At 36.2% G+C, this 15,949-nt stretch carries 30 protein-coding genes; all 30 read left to right on the top strand.

The genetic code is table 11. From position 1 onward, the window contains the following. Window positions 1-1,293: 1,293 nt before the first annotated feature. From rpsJ to rplQ, 30 genes are read left to right on the top strand one after another with little or no spacing between them, the layout of a single operon-like run. On the top strand, window positions 1,294-1,602 hold the full coding sequence (gene rpsJ, locus NEH75_RS09025) for a 30S ribosomal protein S10 (RefSeq protein ID WP_055243029.1): 309 nt from the start codon (window positions 1,294-1,296) through the stop codon (window positions 1,600-1,602). 26 nt (window positions 1,603-1,628) lie between these two features. Further along, a complete protein-coding gene (rplC, locus tag NEH75_RS09020; RefSeq protein ID WP_055243027.1) occupies window positions 1,629-2,258 on the top strand; it encodes a 50S ribosomal protein L3 in 630 nt (209 codons plus the stop codon). A 29-nt stretch (window positions 2,259-2,287) separates the two neighbouring features. Further along, window positions 2,288-2,911, top strand: a complete 624-nt coding sequence (gene rplD / locus NEH75_RS09015) for a 50S ribosomal protein L4 (protein ID WP_055243025.1) — start codon at window positions 2,288-2,290, stop codon at window positions 2,909-2,911. Then, window positions 2,911-3,195, top strand: coding sequence for a 50S ribosomal protein L23 (gene rplW, locus NEH75_RS09010; protein WP_006784432.1), 285 nt, complete (start codon window positions 2,911-2,913; stop codon window positions 3,193-3,195). The genes rplD and rplW overlap by 1 nt, the downstream gene beginning before the upstream one ends. A 28-nt stretch (window positions 3,196-3,223) precedes the next feature. Continuing rightward, window positions 3,224-4,054: a 50S ribosomal protein L2 gene (rplB, locus tag NEH75_RS09005; RefSeq protein WP_055275534.1), complete on the top strand. Its 831-nt coding sequence runs from the start codon at window positions 3,224-3,226 to the stop codon at window positions 4,052-4,054. 46 nt (window positions 4,055-4,100) lie between these two features. Further along, a complete protein-coding gene (rpsS, locus tag NEH75_RS09000) occupies window positions 4,101-4,379 on the top strand; it encodes a 30S ribosomal protein S19 (RefSeq protein WP_055243022.1) in 279 nt (92 codons plus the stop codon). A 21-nt stretch (window positions 4,380-4,400) separates the two neighbouring features. Next, window positions 4,401-4,736 (top strand): 50S ribosomal protein L22, encoded by a 336-nt coding sequence (gene rplV, locus NEH75_RS08995; RefSeq protein WP_055243020.1) that lies wholly within the window; start codon window positions 4,401-4,403, stop codon window positions 4,734-4,736. An 18-nt stretch (window positions 4,737-4,754) separates the two neighbouring features. After that, window positions 4,755-5,417 carry a 30S ribosomal protein S3 gene (gene rpsC / locus NEH75_RS08990; protein ID WP_055243018.1) on the top strand — a complete coding sequence of 221 codons (663 nt, stop codon included), beginning with the start codon at window positions 4,755-4,757 and terminating at the stop codon, window positions 5,415-5,417. Window position 5,418: 1 nt separating this feature from the next. Next, window positions 5,419-5,850, top strand: a complete 432-nt coding sequence (gene rplP / locus NEH75_RS08985; RefSeq protein ID WP_055243016.1) for a 50S ribosomal protein L16 — start codon at window positions 5,419-5,421, stop codon at window positions 5,848-5,850. Continuing rightward, window positions 5,840-6,034: a 50S ribosomal protein L29 gene (gene rpmC / locus NEH75_RS08980; RefSeq protein ID WP_055243015.1), complete on the top strand. Its 195-nt coding sequence runs from the start codon at window positions 5,840-5,842 to the stop codon at window positions 6,032-6,034. The genes rplP and rpmC overlap by 11 nt, the downstream gene beginning before the upstream one ends. 23 nt (window positions 6,035-6,057) lie before the next feature. Next, window positions 6,058-6,315 carry a 30S ribosomal protein S17 gene (gene rpsQ, locus NEH75_RS08975; protein WP_068759272.1) on the top strand — a complete coding sequence of 86 codons (258 nt, stop codon included), beginning with the start codon at window positions 6,058-6,060 and terminating at the stop codon, window positions 6,313-6,315. A 43-nt stretch (window positions 6,316-6,358) separates the two neighbouring features. Then, window positions 6,359-6,727, top strand: coding sequence for a 50S ribosomal protein L14 (gene rplN / locus NEH75_RS08970; protein ID WP_055243011.1), 369 nt, complete (start codon window positions 6,359-6,361; stop codon window positions 6,725-6,727). Window positions 6,728-6,763: 36 nt separating this feature from the next. Then, a complete protein-coding gene (gene rplX / locus NEH75_RS08965; RefSeq protein ID WP_055243010.1) occupies window positions 6,764-7,069 on the top strand; it encodes a 50S ribosomal protein L24 in 306 nt (101 codons plus the stop codon). A gap of 32 nt (window positions 7,070-7,101) precedes the next feature. Further along, window positions 7,102-7,641, top strand: coding sequence for a 50S ribosomal protein L5 (gene rplE / locus NEH75_RS08960; protein ID WP_055275538.1), 540 nt, complete (start codon window positions 7,102-7,104; stop codon window positions 7,639-7,641). 22 nt (window positions 7,642-7,663) lie between these two features. Next, on the top strand, window positions 7,664-7,849 hold the full coding sequence (locus tag NEH75_RS08955) for a type Z 30S ribosomal protein S14 (RefSeq protein ID WP_055243006.1): 186 nt from the start codon (window positions 7,664-7,666) through the stop codon (window positions 7,847-7,849). 39 nt (window positions 7,850-7,888) lie between these two features. Continuing rightward, the gene (gene rpsH, locus NEH75_RS08950) at window positions 7,889-8,287 is read left to right on the top strand and encodes a 30S ribosomal protein S8 (protein ID WP_055243004.1); all 399 of its coding nucleotides are present in this window, start codon (window positions 7,889-7,891) and stop codon (window positions 8,285-8,287) included. Window positions 8,288-8,314: 27 nt separating this feature from the next. After that, the gene (gene rplF / locus NEH75_RS08945; protein WP_055243003.1) at window positions 8,315-8,857 is read left to right on the top strand and encodes a 50S ribosomal protein L6; all 543 of its coding nucleotides are present in this window, start codon (window positions 8,315-8,317) and stop codon (window positions 8,855-8,857) included. 19 nt (window positions 8,858-8,876) lie between these two features. Next, window positions 8,877-9,239, top strand: coding sequence for a 50S ribosomal protein L18 (rplR, locus tag NEH75_RS08940; protein ID WP_055243001.1), 363 nt, complete (start codon window positions 8,877-8,879; stop codon window positions 9,237-9,239). Window positions 9,240-9,259: 20 nt separating this feature from the next. Then, window positions 9,260-9,763 (top strand): 30S ribosomal protein S5, encoded by a 504-nt coding sequence (rpsE, locus tag NEH75_RS08935; protein ID WP_055242999.1) that lies wholly within the window; start codon window positions 9,260-9,262, stop codon window positions 9,761-9,763. A gap of 13 nt (window positions 9,764-9,776) precedes the next feature. Continuing rightward, complete coding sequence (gene rpmD, locus NEH75_RS08930) at window positions 9,777-9,959, top strand: 50S ribosomal protein L30 (RefSeq protein ID WP_055242997.1); 183 nt, start codon at window positions 9,777-9,779, stop codon at window positions 9,957-9,959. A gap of 21 nt (window positions 9,960-9,980) precedes the next feature. Next, window positions 9,981-10,421: a 50S ribosomal protein L15 gene (rplO, locus tag NEH75_RS08925; protein WP_055242995.1), complete on the top strand. Its 441-nt coding sequence runs from the start codon at window positions 9,981-9,983 to the stop codon at window positions 10,419-10,421. Then, window positions 10,421-11,701 (top strand): preprotein translocase subunit SecY, encoded by a 1,281-nt coding sequence (secY, locus tag NEH75_RS08920; protein WP_055275540.1) that lies wholly within the window; start codon window positions 10,421-10,423, stop codon window positions 11,699-11,701. The genes rplO and secY overlap by 1 nt, the downstream gene beginning before the upstream one ends. A gap of 13 nt (window positions 11,702-11,714) precedes the next feature. Then, window positions 11,715-12,365, top strand: a complete 651-nt coding sequence (locus NEH75_RS08915) for an adenylate kinase (RefSeq protein WP_055242991.1) — start codon at window positions 11,715-11,717, stop codon at window positions 12,363-12,365. Further along, entirely contained in the window at window positions 12,365-13,111 is a 747-nt protein-coding gene (map, locus tag NEH75_RS08910; protein ID WP_055242990.1) for a type I methionyl aminopeptidase, read from the top strand. The genes NEH75_RS08915 and map overlap by 1 nt, the downstream gene beginning before the upstream one ends. A 19-nt stretch (window positions 13,112-13,130) precedes the next feature. Next, entirely contained in the window at window positions 13,131-13,349 is a 219-nt protein-coding gene (gene infA, locus NEH75_RS08905) for a translation initiation factor IF-1 (RefSeq protein WP_006784453.1), read from the top strand. 36 nt (window positions 13,350-13,385) lie between these two features. Then, window positions 13,386-13,499, top strand: a complete 114-nt coding sequence (rpmJ, locus tag NEH75_RS08900) for a 50S ribosomal protein L36 (protein ID WP_006784454.1) — start codon at window positions 13,386-13,388, stop codon at window positions 13,497-13,499. A 19-nt stretch (window positions 13,500-13,518) separates the two neighbouring features. Beyond that, the gene (gene rpsM, locus NEH75_RS08895) at window positions 13,519-13,884 is read left to right on the top strand and encodes a 30S ribosomal protein S13 (protein WP_055242988.1); all 366 of its coding nucleotides are present in this window, start codon (window positions 13,519-13,521) and stop codon (window positions 13,882-13,884) included. Window positions 13,885-13,900: 16 nt separating this feature from the next. After that, window positions 13,901-14,290, top strand: a complete 390-nt coding sequence (gene rpsK / locus NEH75_RS08890; protein ID WP_055242986.1) for a 30S ribosomal protein S11 — start codon at window positions 13,901-13,903, stop codon at window positions 14,288-14,290. A 58-nt stretch (window positions 14,291-14,348) separates the two neighbouring features. Continuing rightward, a complete protein-coding gene (locus NEH75_RS08885; RefSeq protein WP_055242984.1) occupies window positions 14,349-15,293 on the top strand; it encodes a DNA-directed RNA polymerase subunit alpha in 945 nt (314 codons plus the stop codon). Between the two features lie 54 nt (window positions 15,294-15,347). Beyond that, window positions 15,348-15,710, top strand: a complete 363-nt coding sequence (gene rplQ, locus NEH75_RS08880) for a 50S ribosomal protein L17 (protein ID WP_055242982.1) — start codon at window positions 15,348-15,350, stop codon at window positions 15,708-15,710. The last annotated feature ends 239 nt before the right edge of the window (window positions 15,711-15,949 follow it).

Genomic DNA, 15,949 nt, shown 5'->3' with positions numbered 1-15,949 from the left:
TTTTTTATACTTATTTTTTATTCCAAATAAAAGAAGTGTGGGAATCACCCACACCAAATATTATAGAACCAATAATGTTATTAATATTGTATATGGAAGAAATTAGTGGAGTTATAAAAAATATTAATAAGATATAGTTTTAGTATTTTTATGTAGTTGGTTGGTATAATCAATTAACGATAAATAGATTTATTGATATAAAAAATAATTATATATTTAAATTATTCACTCCTGGATTTTAAATGTTTAGGTGTAATGTAAAACAAATTAATTATAAATATACTAAATATGAAGTAATTATTTCCTATTTTGCAATAACGGTTTGTGAACACTAATTGGCAATGAGTTAAACGATTTTCTTATTGCTTCAGTTAATGAGGCTAATATTACAATAGAGGAAGTTAAATATATGTAGAAATAAATAATATATCTATAAGAGTAAAATCAAACTTTATTAGAGAATTTAAAAATCTAAAACCTATAGGTTCACTTCTTCTTTAGGGAAAGATTATGATCGTTTTTTATAATTAGTGATGGAGTACATTATTTTTGACTACTATCAGGAGATATGTCTATCACTAAGGAGGGAATAACTCCTATAGATAATGTATTCATCAGAAACAAAGTCATTCTAATGATGCGAGTTTATCAATCATTTTATCTTTAAGAATATAAGACTGAATAGTGTTGTGAGATTTTATGTATTCCTAGAAATACGTATTATTAAGTAAAGTCTTAAATAATACTTAGTATCTCAAAATCCAAAGAAGAGCTATGGCTCCACAATGATTTAGAATATACAAGACTTTAATGACTTAAGGACGACATTAAAAAATGTTTTAGATAATAATATTATCTTTAGGATAATAAATGTATTAAACATAACTAAAATGTTATTTATAAATATTCAATAATTAATTATTTTAAAATCAATAATAGCTACATTTCTAAAAATTTAGTTGGATAGTAGTCTAGTGTTAAATTTTATTTTTAAATAAAATACAATATTTACTTGTCATAAATGTTTGATTGTTCGTTTAAGATATGTTAAATTTGTTTATGTAAATTAGTCCGAAAACTGCGAAGAGATGAGTCACTGTCGAAATATACATCTATGAATAAAAAATAAAAAAATATTTGATTTATTTAGTTTTTTCATGTATAATAGATATGTTGACTTGAGCGTTGAAGCGAAAGGTTGCTGACACACCCGGCCGATTTGCCATGGCAATGTGGCAGGTAATTTTCGTGGAGCTAGTCTATTCCTAAAAATAGGCGAAGGGAGGAAATAAAATGGCAAAACAAAAAATCAGAATCCGTTTAAAAGCTTATGATCACAGAATTTTAGATCAATCTGCAGAAAAAATCGTTGAAAGTGCTAAGAAAACAGGAGCTAAAGTGGCAGGACCAATCCCACTTCCAACTGAAAAGCAAGTTTACACGATCTTACGTGCGGTACATAAATACAAAGATTCTCGTGAGCAATTCGAAATGCGCACTCACAAACGTCTGATTGACATTGTTGAACCAACTGCTCAAACTGTTGATTCATTAATGCGCTTAGATTTACCATCTGGTGTAGACATCGAAATCAAATTATAATATATACGAAATAGGAGGTGTAACTCATGGCCAAAGGAATCTTAGGTAGAAAAATTGGTATGACTCAAATTTTCACTGAAGAAGGGAAATTAATTCCTGTAACTGTTGTGCAAGCAACACCTAACGTTGTTTTACAAGTTAAAACAAACGAAACTGATGGATACGAAGCTATCCAAGTTGGATTTGAAAATAAACGCGAAAAATTAGCTAACAAACCTGAAATGGGACACGTTGCTAAAGCTGAAACAGCGCCTAAGCGCTTCGTTCGTGAATTCCGTAACGTAAATGTAGCGGAATATCAAGTTGGTCAAGAGATCAAAGTTGACACTTTTGCTGAAGGAGAAGTTGTTGACGTAACTGGTAAGACTAAAGGTAAAGGATTCCAAGGTGTTATTAAACGTCATGGACAATCTCGTGGACCTATGGCTCACGGTTCTCGTTACCATCGTCGTCCAGGTTCAATGGGATCGATTGCTGCTAACCGCGTTTTAAAAGGTAAAAAATTACCTGGACAAACTGGTGGAAACATCGTAACTGTTCAAAACCTTGAAGTAGTTAAAGTTGATACAGAACGTAACGTTTTATTAATCAAAGGAAATGTACCAGGAGCTAAAAAATCTTTAGTTATGGTTCGTTCTGCTGTTAAAGCAAAATAGTTTAGTACAGTAGGAAAGGAGGATTCATAATGCCACAAGTAGCATTATATAACCAACAAGGTGCTCAAGTTGGAGAAATCGTGTTAAACGAAACAATCTTCGGTATTGAGCCTCATAAACAAGCAATGTTCGATGCTGTAATTATGCAACGTGCATCAATGCGTCAAGGAACGCACAAAACTAAAACTCGTACTGAGGTACGTGGTGGTGGACGTAAACCTTGGAAACAAAAAGGTACTGGACGTGCTCGTCAAGGATCTATCCGTGCACCTCAATGGCGTGGTGGAGGAATCGTATTCGGACCAGTTCCACGTAGCTATGCATACAAATTAAACAAAAAAGTTCGTCGCTTAGCTTTAAAATCTGCGTTATCAACTAAAGTTGTTGAAAATGAAATCGTAGTTTTAGATGCATTAGCATTCGAAGCTCCAAAAACAAAAGAAATGATCTCTGTTTTAGGTGCTTTAAACATCACATCTAAAGCATTAGTTGTAACTGCTGAAGAAAATACAACAGTTGAATTATCAACTCGTAACATCCCAGGTGTTAAAGTGTTATCAGTAGCTCAATTAAATGTATTAGATCTTTTAGATGCAACTAAGTTAGTTATTACTCAAGATGCAGTTAAAAAGATTGAGGAGGTGCTTGCATAATGAAAGATGCTAGAGATATCGTTAAGCGCCCAATTATCACTGAAAAATCTTATGATTTAATGAATGAAGGTAAATTCACTTTCGAAGTTGATAAAAAAGCAAACAAAATCGAAGTTAAACAAGCTTGTGAAGCTTTATTCAATGTAAAAGTTGAGAAAGTAAACATCGTTAACGTTCGTCCTAAAAAACGTCGTGTTGGACGTTATGAAGGATTCAAGCCTTCAATGAAAAAAGCTATCGTAACATTAGCTGAAGGACAAACAATCGAAAAGTTTGAAGTATAATTAATAAGTCGTAAAAGGAGGGAACAAGATGGCTATTAAAAAGTATAAACCTACCACGAATGGTCGTCGTAACATGTCAGTTTTAACATTTGACGAAATTACGACTAATAAACCAGAGAAATCATTATTAGCTCCTTTAAGCAAAAAAGCAGGGCGTAATAATCATGGTCAAATCACAGTACGTCATCACGGTGGTGGACACAAACGTAAATACCGTATCATCGACTTTAAACGTACAAAAGACGGTATTCCAGGACGTGTTGCTACAATCGAATACGATCCAAACCGTTCAGCAAACATCGCATTAATCAACTACGCTGATGGAGAAAAACGATACATTATCGCTCCTAAAGGATTAAAAGTTGGAATGCAAATTGAATCAGGTGCTAATGCGGATATCAAAATTGGTAATGCATTACCAATCATGAACATCCCAGTTGGTACATTAATTCACAACATCGAGTTAAAACCTGGTAAAGGTGGACAATTAGTACGTTCAGCAGGAACTTCTGCTCAAATCTTAGGGCGTGAAGAGCGTTACGTATTAGTTCGTTTAGCTTCAGGTGAAGTTCGTAAAGTATTAGGAACTTGCCGTGCAACAATCGGTGAAGTTGGTAATGCTGACCACGAATTAGTAAACATCGGTAAAGCAGGTCGTACACGTTGGTTAGGTACTCGTCCAACTGTTCGCGGTTCTGTAATGAACCCTAATGACCATCCACACGGTGGTGGGGAAGGACGTACTCCAATCGGACGTAAATCTCCAGTTACACCATGGGGTAAACCAGCTCTTGGTTTAAAAACTCGTAACAAGAAAAAAGCATCAAGTAAATTAATTGTTCGCGGACGCAACAAATAATAAAGATATATGCTAAATGTAAATGTTCGAAAGGAGGAAATTTAGAATGGGACGTAGTTTAAAAAAGGGACCTTTCTGTGACGATCATTTAATGAAAAAAGTTGTAGCTGCTAACGAAAGCGGAGACAAAAAAATCATTCAAACTTGGTCACGTCGTTCAACAATTTTCCCACAGTTTGTAGGACATACAATTGCTGTTTATGATGGACGCAAGCATGTTCCTGTATATGTTACTGAAGATATGGTAGGACACAAATTAGGTGAATTCGCGCCAACTCGTACTTATAAAGGACACATCAAAGAAGACAAAAAAACTAGACGTTAATATTGAGAGGAGGACATGGCTATGGAAGCTAAAGCTATGGCTAGAACAGTTCGCATTGCTCCTCGTAAAGCACGCTTAGTGATTGATTTAATTCGAGGAAAACAAGTAGGCGAAGCATACGCAATTTTAAAACACACTCCTAAAGCGGCATCTCCGATTGTTGAGAAAGTTTTAAAATCAGCTATCGCAAATGCTGAACACAACTTAAACTTAGATATCAATTCATTATATGTTAAGGAAGCATATGTGAATGAAGGTACAACATTAAAACGATTCCGTCCACGTGCACAAGGTCGTGCATCACAAATCAACAAAAGAACATCTCACATCACTATCGTGGTAGCTGAGAAAAAATAATTAAAGGAGGGATACGAAGTGGGTCAAAAAGTTAGTCCAATTGGTTTACGTGTTGGTGTAATCCGTGATTGGGATGCTCGTTGGTATGCAAACGATAAAGACTTCGCTACTTTATTACACGAAGACTTAAAAATCCGTGATTACATTAATAACAAATTCAAAAGAGCTTCGGTATCACGCGTTGAAATCGAACGTGCAAAAAACCGTGTTAATATTATCGTTCATACGGCTAAACCAGGTATGGTAATCGGTCGTGGTGGATCAGAAAAAGATGCAGCTGTTGCTCAATTAGAAAAAATGACAGGTAAACGTGTTTTCATCCGTATCGTTGAAATCAAACGTCCTGAAGTTGATGCTCAATTAGTTGCAAACTCAATCGCAGAACAATTAGAAAATCGTGCTTCTTTCCGTCGTGTACAAAAAGTTGCAATCCAACGTGCTATTAAATTTGGTGCTAAAGGGATTAAAACTCAAGTATCAGGACGTTTAGGTGGAGCAGATATGGCTCGTGCTGAAGGATATAGTGAAGGAAATGTACCTTTACATACATTACGTGCTGATATCGACTACGCTACAGCAGAAGCAGATACAACTTACGGTAAATTAGGTATTAAAGTATGGATCTACAAAGGTGAAGTATTACCTACAAAAAACCGTCAAGTAGCAAAGGAGGGTAAATAATATGTTAGTACCTAAACGTACAAAATATCGTCGCCCTCACCGCTTGTCTTATGAAGGACGTGCAAAAGGTGGAACAACTGTAGTATTTGGTGAGTATGGTTTACAAGCAACAACTGGTGCTTGGGTAACTAACCGTCAAATCGAAGCAGCTCGTATCGCTATGACTCGTTATATGAAACGTAGCGGACGTGTATGGATTAAAATCTTCCCTCATCAAGCTAAAACTGCTAAACCTTTAGAAGTCCGCATGGGATCAGGTAAAGGGGCTCCAGACGGATGGGTTGCAGTAGTAAAACCTGGAAAAGTTATGTTTGAAATTGGTGGTGTATCTGAAGAGATCGCTCGTGAAGCATTACGTTTAGCTTCTCACAAATTACCAGTTCAAACTAAGTTTGTAAAACGTGTAGACGGTGGTGATAGTAATGAAAGCTAATGAAATCCGTAATTTAACCACTACAGAAATCGAAGCTAAAATTAACGAATTAAAAGATGAGTTATTCAACCTTCGTTTCCAATTAGCTACAGGACAATTAGAAAACACTGGTCGTATTCGTGAAGTACGTAAAGGTATTGCACGTATGAAAACGATCATTAGCGAACGCGAAAACAATAAATAATGAGCTTGAGAGGAGGTTCACTTATGGAACGTACTAAAAAAACTTTTACTGGACGTGTAGTTTCAGATAAAACAGATAAAACAATTACAGTACTTATCGAATCTTACAAAGTACATCCTCTATACGGTAAACGAGTTAAATATTCAAAAAAATATGCAGCTCACGATGAGTTAAATGAAGCAAAAGTTGGAGATTTAGTTCGCATTGAAGAATGCCGTCCTATGTCAAAAACAAAAAAATTCCGTTTAGTTGAAATTGTTGAAAAAGCAGTTATTATTTAATTAATTTTATTGAAATACTGGAGTCTTGAAAGGAGGTCCAATCATGATTCAACAAGAAACACGTTTAAGAGTTGCTGATAACTCTGGTGCAAAAGAATTATTAGCAATTAAAATTTTAGGTGGTTCTCACAAAAAAACTGGTAACATCGGTGATGTTATTGTTGCTACAGTTAAGTCAGCAGCGCCAGGTGGAGTTGTTAAAAAAGGTGATGTTGTTAAAGCAGTAATCGTCCGTACGAAAACTGGAGCTCGTCGTGCTGATGGATCATACATTAAATTTGATGAAAACGCAGCAGTTATTATTAAAGACGATAAATCTCCACGTGGTACTCGTATCTTCGGACCAGTAGCTCGTGAATTACGCGATAAAGATTTTATGCGTATTGTTTCATTAGCTCCAGAAGTACTTTAATTAACACTTAATCCTTAAGATTAGGAGGTGCACGATATGCAAATTAAAACTGGAGATAAAGTAGTTATCATTTCAGGTAAAGATAAAGGTAAAGAAGGTGTTGTTCTTTCAGCAAACCCATCTAAAAACAAGGTGGTTGTTGAAGGTGTAAATGTTGTTAAAAAACACGTACGCCCTTCTCAAATGAATCCAGATGGTGGAATCGTTGAATTTGAAGCACCGATCCATGCATCTAACGTTATGATTGTAGATCCAAAGAGTGGTAAACCAACACGCGTAGGATATAAATTCGTTGACGGTAAAAAAGTACGCTTCGCTAAAAAATCAGGTGAAGTATTATAATATAGTTTAACAACGAAGGGAGGTAAACCTGCATGAATCGTTTACGTCAAAAATACGAAAATGAAGTAAAAAACCAAATGGTTGAAAAATTCGGATATAAATCTGTAATGCAAATCCCAACAATTGATAAAATCGTTATCAACATGGGTATCGGAGATGCTGTAAGCAACTCTAAAGTTTTAGATGAGGCTGTAGCTGAATTAGCTTTAATCACTGGTCAAAAACCAGTTATCACACGTGCTAAGAAATCTATCGCTGGTTTCCGTCTTCGTGAAGGAATGCCAATCGGATGTAAAGTTACATTACGTGGTGAGCGTATGTATGATTTCTTAGATAAATTAGTATCAATTTCTTTACCACGTGTACGCGACTTCCGCGGAGTTTCTAAAAAATCATTCGATGGACGTGGAAACTACACATTAGGTGTTAAAGAACAATTAATTTTCCCAGAAATCGACTTCGATAAAGTAAATAAAGTTCGAGGAATGGATATCGTTGTAGTTACAACTGCTAACACAGATGAAGAAGCTCGTGAGTTGTTAACTCAATTAGGGATGCCATTTCAAAAATAATTGATGAAAGGAGGCGTCACTCATGGCTAAAAAATCTATGATTATCAAACAACAGCGTAAACAAAAATTCGCAGTTCGTGAATATACACGTTGCGAGCGTTGTGGTCGTCCACACTCTGTCTTACGCAAATTCAAATTATGCCGTATTTGCTTCCGTGAATTAGCATATAAAGGACAAATCCCAGGTGTTAAAAAAGCAAGCTGGTAATAAACTTAATTCTCTTTAAACGGGAAGGAGGAAAAATAAATGGTAATGACAGATCCTATTGCAGATATGTTAACACGTATTCGTAACGCAAACCAAATGCGTCATGAAGTGGTTGAAATGCCAGCTTCTAAAATGAAACGTGAAGTATTAGAATTATTAAAACGTGAAGGTTTCATTCGCGATGTAGAATATATTGAAGATAACAAACAAGGTGTTTTACGTGTTGCTTTAAAATACGGTAAAAACAACGAACGTGTTATCACAGGTTTAAAACGTATCTCTAAACCAGGTTTACGTGTATACGTTAAAAATACAGAAGTTCCTAAAGTATTAAACGGATTAGGTATCGCTATCTTATCTACTTCTAAAGGAATTATGGCTGATAAAGAAGCTCGTCAACAACAAGTTGGTGGAGAAGTATTAGCTTACGTTTGGTAATAAATAAAGACAGGAGGTGTCACATAAATGTCTCGTATTGGTAATAAACCAGTAGCATTACCTTCTGGTGTTGAAGTGATTGTTGCTGAAAATAACTTAGTTACTGTGAAGGGACCTAAAGGGGAACTTTCTCGTACATTTAATGCAAATATGCAAATTACAGTTGAAGGAAACGAATTAACTGTAGTTCGTCCTAACGATAACAAGGAAAACAAAATGTTACACGGAACAACACGTGCTTTATTAAACAACATGGTTGTTGGTGTATCTGAAGGGTTTACTCGTGAGTTAGAAATCATCGGGGTTGGATACCGTGCACAAAAACAAGGAGAAAAACTTGTATTAAACGCTGGATACTCTCACCCAGTTGAGATGGATGCACCTGCAGGTGTAACTATCGAAGTACCTAACAATACTACTGTAGTAGTAAAAGGGATCGACAAACAAGTAGTTGGAGAATTCGCTGCTAACATTCGCGCTGTACGTGCTCCTGAACCATACAAAGGAAAAGGAATCCGTTACAAAGGTGAACATGTTCGTCGTAAAGAAGGTAAAAAAGCTAAAAAATAATTCGAAAGGGGTGGCCTGAATGATTAAAAAAGTATCACGTAATGAGTTACGTAAACAAAGACATTACCGTGTACGTGCTAAAGTTACAGGAACTGCAGAGCGCCCACGCTTAAATGTATTCCGCTCTAGCAAACACATTTATGCGCAAATCATTGATGATGTAACTGGTACTACATTAGTTAGTGCATCAACTTTAGATAAAGATTTAAACATCGCTTCTACAGGTAACGTTGAAGCAGCTAAAGCAGTAGGTGCAGCAGTTGCTAAACGCGCTTTAGAAAAAAATATCACATCAGTTGTTTTCGACCGTGGAGGATATATCTATCACGGACGTGTTGCAGCATTAGCTGAAGCAGCTCGTGAAAATGGATTACAATTCTAATTAAAGAAGGAGGGACAAAGATGCGTCAAATCATTGACCCTAGTAACTTAACACTTGAAGAACGTGTAGTTACTATTAATCGTGTAACGAAGGTAGTAAAAGGTGGACGTCGTTTCCGTTTTGCTGCATTAGTTGTTGTCGGTGACAAAAATGGTCACGTTGGTTTCGGTACTGGTAAAGCTCAAGAGGTACCTGAAGCAATCAAAAAAGCAGTTGAAAGTGCTAAAAAGAACTTAATCTATGTACCTACAGTTGGAACTACAATTCCTCACCAAATCGTTGGAGAATTCGGTTCAGGTAGCGTATTATTAAAACCTGCTTCTGCCGGTACAGGAGTTATCGCAGGTGGACCAGTACGTGCCGTATTAGAGTTAGCTGGAGTACAAGATATCTTATCAAAATCTTTAGGATCAAACACACCAATTAACATGGTTCGTGCAACAATCAATGGTTTAGAAAATTTAAAAACAGTTGAGCGCGTAGCTGAATTACGTGGGAAAACTGTTGAAGAAATCTTAGGATAAGGAGGGAACTCCAATGGCTAAAGAATTACACATTACTTTAACACGTAGTGTAATCGGTCAAAATGAATCTCAACGTGCAACAGTTCAAGCATTAGGTTTAAAAAAATTAAACCAAACAGTTGTTAAAGCTGACAATGTAGCTGTTCGCGGTATGATTAATAAAGTATCTCATTTATTGACTGTAGTAGAGAAATAATCAAAGAGGAGGTGACTTTCGGTGAAATTACATGAGTTAACATATACTGAAGGGTCTCGTAAAGATAGAAAACGTATCGGTCGTGGACACGGTTCAGGTCAAGGTAAAACTGCAGGTAAAGGACACAAAGGACAAAACGCTCGTTCAGGTGGTGGAGTTCGTTTAGGATTCGAAGGTGGTCAAACTCCTTTATTCCGTCGTTTACCAAAACGTGGATTTACTAACATCAACCGTAAAGAATACGCTATCGTTAATTTAGATCAATTAAATAAATTCGAAGATGGAACAGTTGTTACTGCAGAACTTTTATTAGAAACTGGAGTAATTAAAAAATTACACTCTGGGCTTAAAGTTTTAGGACAAGGACAACTAGAGAAGAAATTAACTGTTAAAGCAGCTAAATTCTCAAAAACAGCAGAAGAACAAATTGCGGCTCAAGGTGGATCAATCGAGGTGGTATAATGGCTACTTTCAGTAAGATATGGAAGAACGCTGATTTACGTAAAAAGATCCTATTCACGTTGATGATCTTTGTTGTCTATCGTATTGGATCTTATATTCCTGTGCCAACCATCAATACATCTGTTTTAGAAGCTTCCGCGCAAACTCCGATGCTTGGATTCTTTGATACATTAAGTGGAGGGGCATTGAAACGATTTTCATTGTTTGCGATGTCTATCTCTCCTTATATTACTGCATCAATTGTTATCCAGTTGCTTCAAATGGATGTTGTACCGATTTTGTCTGAATGGGCAAAAGAAGGTGAAACTGGTAAACGTAAGTTAAATCAATTAACTCGTTATGTCACTTTAGTTCTTGCATTTGTTCAAGCCATTGCAATGTCAATTGGTTTCGATTTAGGATATCAAGGGATTTTACTGGAAAGTCATTCAGTAATCACTTATCTTTATATTGCATTAACTATGACAGCAGGTACGGCTGTTATGATTTTCCTTGCTGATCAAATTACTAGCAAGGGAATTGGTAATGGTACATCAATGATTATCGTAGCAGGTATTTTATCTCGTGTTCCATATATGCTAAACGATTTATACACGAAATACTTGGTAAATATAACAGTATCTAACGTGTTAGCATTTATTTCAGTGTTAGCATTGTTAGCTCTGACAATTATTGCTGTTATCTATTTACAAAGCGCAACTAGAAAATTACCAATTCAATATGCCAATAGACATAATTCTGCTCAGTTATCGGGACGTAAAGATTCATTTATTCCGCTGAAGTTAAATTCAGCTGGGGTAATTCCAGTAATTTTTGCAGCTTCACTTGTGAGCTTACCGTTAACTGTAGTAAATTTCTTGCCTGAATCAGGTGTAACTAATGTAATTAAAGCTATCTTTAATTACCAACAACCAATTGGGTTTATTTTATATGTTGTATTAATCGTTGCTTTCACTTACTTCTATGCTTTCGTACAAGTAAGTCCAGAAAAAGTAGCAGAAAACCTTAAAAAACAAGGATCATACATTCCAGGTGTAAGACCGGGTGTTGATACTGAAGAATATTTATCAAAAGTTTTATCTCGTATCACTTTTATTGGAGCTATTTATTTAGTAGTCATTGCGGGCTTACCAATTGTATTTGGCGCAATCACTGATTTACCAAGTAGTGTTGAAATTGGTGGTACAAGCTTATTAATTGTTGTAGGTGTAGCAATCGAAACTGCTAAGCAAATCCAAACAAAAACAATGGATCAAAAATATAAAGGATTCATCAAATAATTGAGGTGATATGATGAAAATCGTATTTATGGGGCCTCCGGGTGCTGGTAAAGGTACTCAGGCTGAAAAAATTATTGAAAACTATCAAATTCCACATATCTCAACTGGAGATATGTTTAGGAAGGCGATAAAAGACCAAACTGAATTAGGTATGGAAGCTAAGCGTTACATGGATCAAGGTGCATTAGTACCTGACCATGTTACAATTGGTATTGTAAAGGATCGCTTGTCTGAATCAGATTGCAAGTCGGGATTCCTGTTAGATGGTTTTCCACGAACAGTAGATCAGGCAAAAGCCTTAGATGAAATACTGACTTCTCTTGATTCGAAGATTGATTATGTAATTAATATTGATGTTGATTTAGACATTCTTAAAGAGCGCTTAACTGGACGTCGTATTTGTCGTTCATGTGGGGCAACTTATCACATGATCTTCAATCCTCCTGCAGTTGCTGGTACTTGTGACAAGTGTGGTGGAGAATTATATCAACGTAAAGATGATAATGAAGAAACGGTTGGTAATCGCTTAGATGTTTACGTTAGTCAAACTAAGCCTTTATTAGATTATTACTCTTTAGCAGGAAATCTTGTTAATATTAATGGTCAACAATCAATTGATCTTGTATTTGCAGAAATCCAAGATGTACTTGGAGGCAATAAATAATGATTATTTGTAAGACTCCACGCGAAATTGATATTATGCGAGAAGCCGGTCGTATTGTTGCTTTAGCTCATCAAGAGGTTCAAAAGCACATTAAACCTGGCGTTACAACGAAGCAGTTAGATAAAATTGTAGAAGATGTAATTCGTAGTCAAGGCGCAATACCTTCTTTTAAAGGTTATCATGGATTCCCTGCAAGTATTTGTGCATCAGTAAACGATGAACTTGTTCACGGTATTCCAGGAAATCGTGTCTTAAAAGATGGAGATATTATCTCAATCGATATCGGCGCGAAATATAATGGATATCATGGTGATTCAGCTTGGACTTACCCAGTAGGGAAAATCTCAGATGAAGCTCAACGATTACTTGATGTAACTAAACAATCATTATTTGTCGGTTTAGAACAGGCTAAAGCGGGAAATCGTTTATCAGATATCTCACACGCTATTCAAGTGTATGTAGAATCTCATAATTTCTCGATTGTCCGTGAGTACGCTGGGCATGGTGTCGGTCAAGATCTACATGAAGATCCTTCAATTCCACACTATGGACCTCCTGGACGAGGACCAAGATTGAAAACAGGTATGACTTTAGCAATCGAACCTATGGTTAATTATGGTGAGAGATACGTTCGTACTTTAGCTGATAATTGGACTGTAGTTACTCGTGATAAAGCTCTCTGTGCTCATTTCGAACATACTGTTGTCATCACTGACAATGGATATGAAATATTAACTAAGTTATAAAGATAAGGAGGCATAATCAATGGCTAAGCAAGACGTTATTGAAGTAGAAGCTACCGTTATCGATAATTTGCCAAACGCTATGTTTAAAGTAGAATTAGAAAATGGTCATCAATTAATTGCTCACGTTTCTGGTAAAATCCGTATGAACTTCATTCGTATTTTACCAGGTGATAAAGTAACAGTAGAATTATCTCCTTATGATTTAACACGTGGGCGTATTACATATCGTCACAAATAGACTCCGATATACTGAAAAATGAGGAGGTTTTAATTCATGAAAGTAAGACCATCTGTAAAACCTATCTGCGATAAATGTAAAGTTATTCGCCGTAAAGGGAAAGTAATGGTAATTTGTGAAAATCCAAAACATAAACAAAAACAAGGATAAGCTTTAGGAGGTGCAATGTATGGCACGTATTGCTGGTGTAGATATTCCTCGCGACAAACGCGTTGTAATTTCATTAACATATATCTATGGAATTGGTAAACCAACAGCTCAACAAATCTTAGCTGCTGCTGGTGTATCAGAAGATACACGTGTACGTGATTTAACTGAAGATGAGTTAAACCGTATCCGTGCAGAAGTAGATAAATTAAAAGTAGAAGGAGACTTACGTCGTGAAGTTTCATTAAACATCAAACGTTTAATGGAGATCGCTTCATTCCGTGGTATCCGTCACCGTAGAAGTTTACCAGTACGCGGACAAAACACTAAAAACAATGCCCGTACTCGTAAAGGTCCACGTAAAACAGTTGCTAATAAGAAAAAATAGTTAGGAGGGTCATCATATGGCACGTAAACAAGTTAGTCGTAAACGTCGTGTTAAAAAGAATATTGCTACAGGTGTAGCACATATCCACTCGACTTTCAATAATACAATTGTTACGATTACTGATCCTCATGGTAATGCAATCTCATGGTCAAGTGCAGGTGCATTAGGATTCAAAGGATCTCGTAAATCAACTCCATTCGCTGCTCAAATGGCATCAGAAGCTGCTGCTAAAGCTGCAATGGATCACGGAATGAAAAGTGTAGACGTATCAGTTAAAGGTCCTGGTCCTGGTCGTGAAGCAGCTATTCGTGCTTTACAAGCTGCAGGATTAGATGTAACAGCTATCAAAGACGTTACTCCAGTTCCTCATAACGGATGCCGTCCACCAAAACACCCACGTGGTTAATCAGGAAGTTATTTGAAAGTAGTACCCTACTATTAAGCGATCCTGAGGAGGGAAATCGATGTTAGAAATCGAAAAACCAAGAATTGAAGTTGAAGAATACATCAAAGATGAATTCTATGGGAAATTTGTTATTGAGCCTCTAAAACGTGGATATGGTACTACGTTAGGGAATTCCTTACGTCGAGTATTACTATCATCACTTCCTGGAGCTGCAGTAACATCTATCTCTATAGAGGGAGTTCAACACGAATTCACTTCTATCGATGGTGTAGTTGAAGATGTAACACAAATTATTTTAAATTTAAAAAACTTAATCTTATCTATTGATTCAGAAGAGGTTAAGGAATTACGTATTGATGTTGCTAGAGAAGGTGCAGTTACGGCTGCAGATATCGAATGTGACGAACAAGTAGAAATTATCAATCCTGACTTACACATTGCTACTTTATCAGCTACAGGTCGTTTACGAATGACTATGAAAGCTCGTCGTGGTAATGGTTATGTTGGTGCCGATGATAATAAAAAATTACTTGAGAGTGCAGGAGAGATCGCTATCGACTCTATCTACACACCAGTAACTCGCGTATCTTATGATGTTGAAAAGACTCGTGTTGGTCAAGATGCATCATACGATAAATTAACATTAGAAGTTTGGACAAACGGAAGTGTTAACCCACAAGAAGCTATCTCTTTAGCATCTAAAATCTTAGTTGAACACTTCAGCATTCTAGTTAACTTAAATGAAGCAGGGCAACTTGCATCATTCATCGTTGAACGTGAAGATGAAGAGAAAAACAAAGTATTAGAAATGCCAATTGAAGAGTTAGACTTATCTGTTCGTTCTTACAACTGTTTACGTCGTGCTGGAATCAATACAGTTGAAGAATTAGCTCGTCATTCTGAAGAAGATATGATGAAAGTTCGTAACTTAGGTAAAAAATCATTAAAAGAAGTTAAGGATAAACTTGACGAATTAGGATTAAGCTTAGGTTGCACTAAATAATTGATTTATATATAATGTTATAATTCCATTTTCATATGGAAGGAGGAATTTTAAGTGGCTTACAGAAAATTAGGACGTCTTAGTCATCAACGTAAAGCAATGTTACGTGATTTATCAACAGATTTAATCATCAACGAACGCATTGTAACAACTGAAGCTCGTGCAAAAGAATTACGTTCAGTAGTTGAGAAATTAATTACTTTAGGTAAACGTGGAGACTTACACGCTCGTCGTCAAGCAGCTGCATATGTACGTGCAGAGGTTGCTAACGATGAAACTGGAGCAACAGCTGTTCAAAAATTATTCTCTGATATCGCACCTCGTTACGCTGAGCGTAATGGTGGATACACTCGTATCTTAAAAGTTGGACCTCGCCGTGGGGATGCAGCTGATATGGTAGTTATCGAGTTAGTATAATTTTTCAAACCATAGAAGATTTTATCTTCTATGGTTTTTTTGGCTCTTTGTCAACTGGTGTGGGTGAAGAAATTTTATAGGCTCTTTGTCAACTGGTGTGGGTGAAGAAATTTTATACCTGTAATCGTGAGGGATTAAGCTGCTCATTGAGCAGTTTGATTCCTTTTATTTTTTTGTTCAAAGGTGTACTTATGGATAATCAAAATTCTAGCTTTGAAATGATAGAAACTACGATATCC

The sequence above is a fragment of the Turicibacter sp. T129 genome (genome assembly GCF_025594975.1).
GTDB lineage: Bacteria > Bacillota_I > Bacilli_A > MOL361 > Turicibacteraceae > Turicibacter > Turicibacter bilis.
This window is presented reverse-complemented; position numbering and strand designations above follow the sequence as displayed.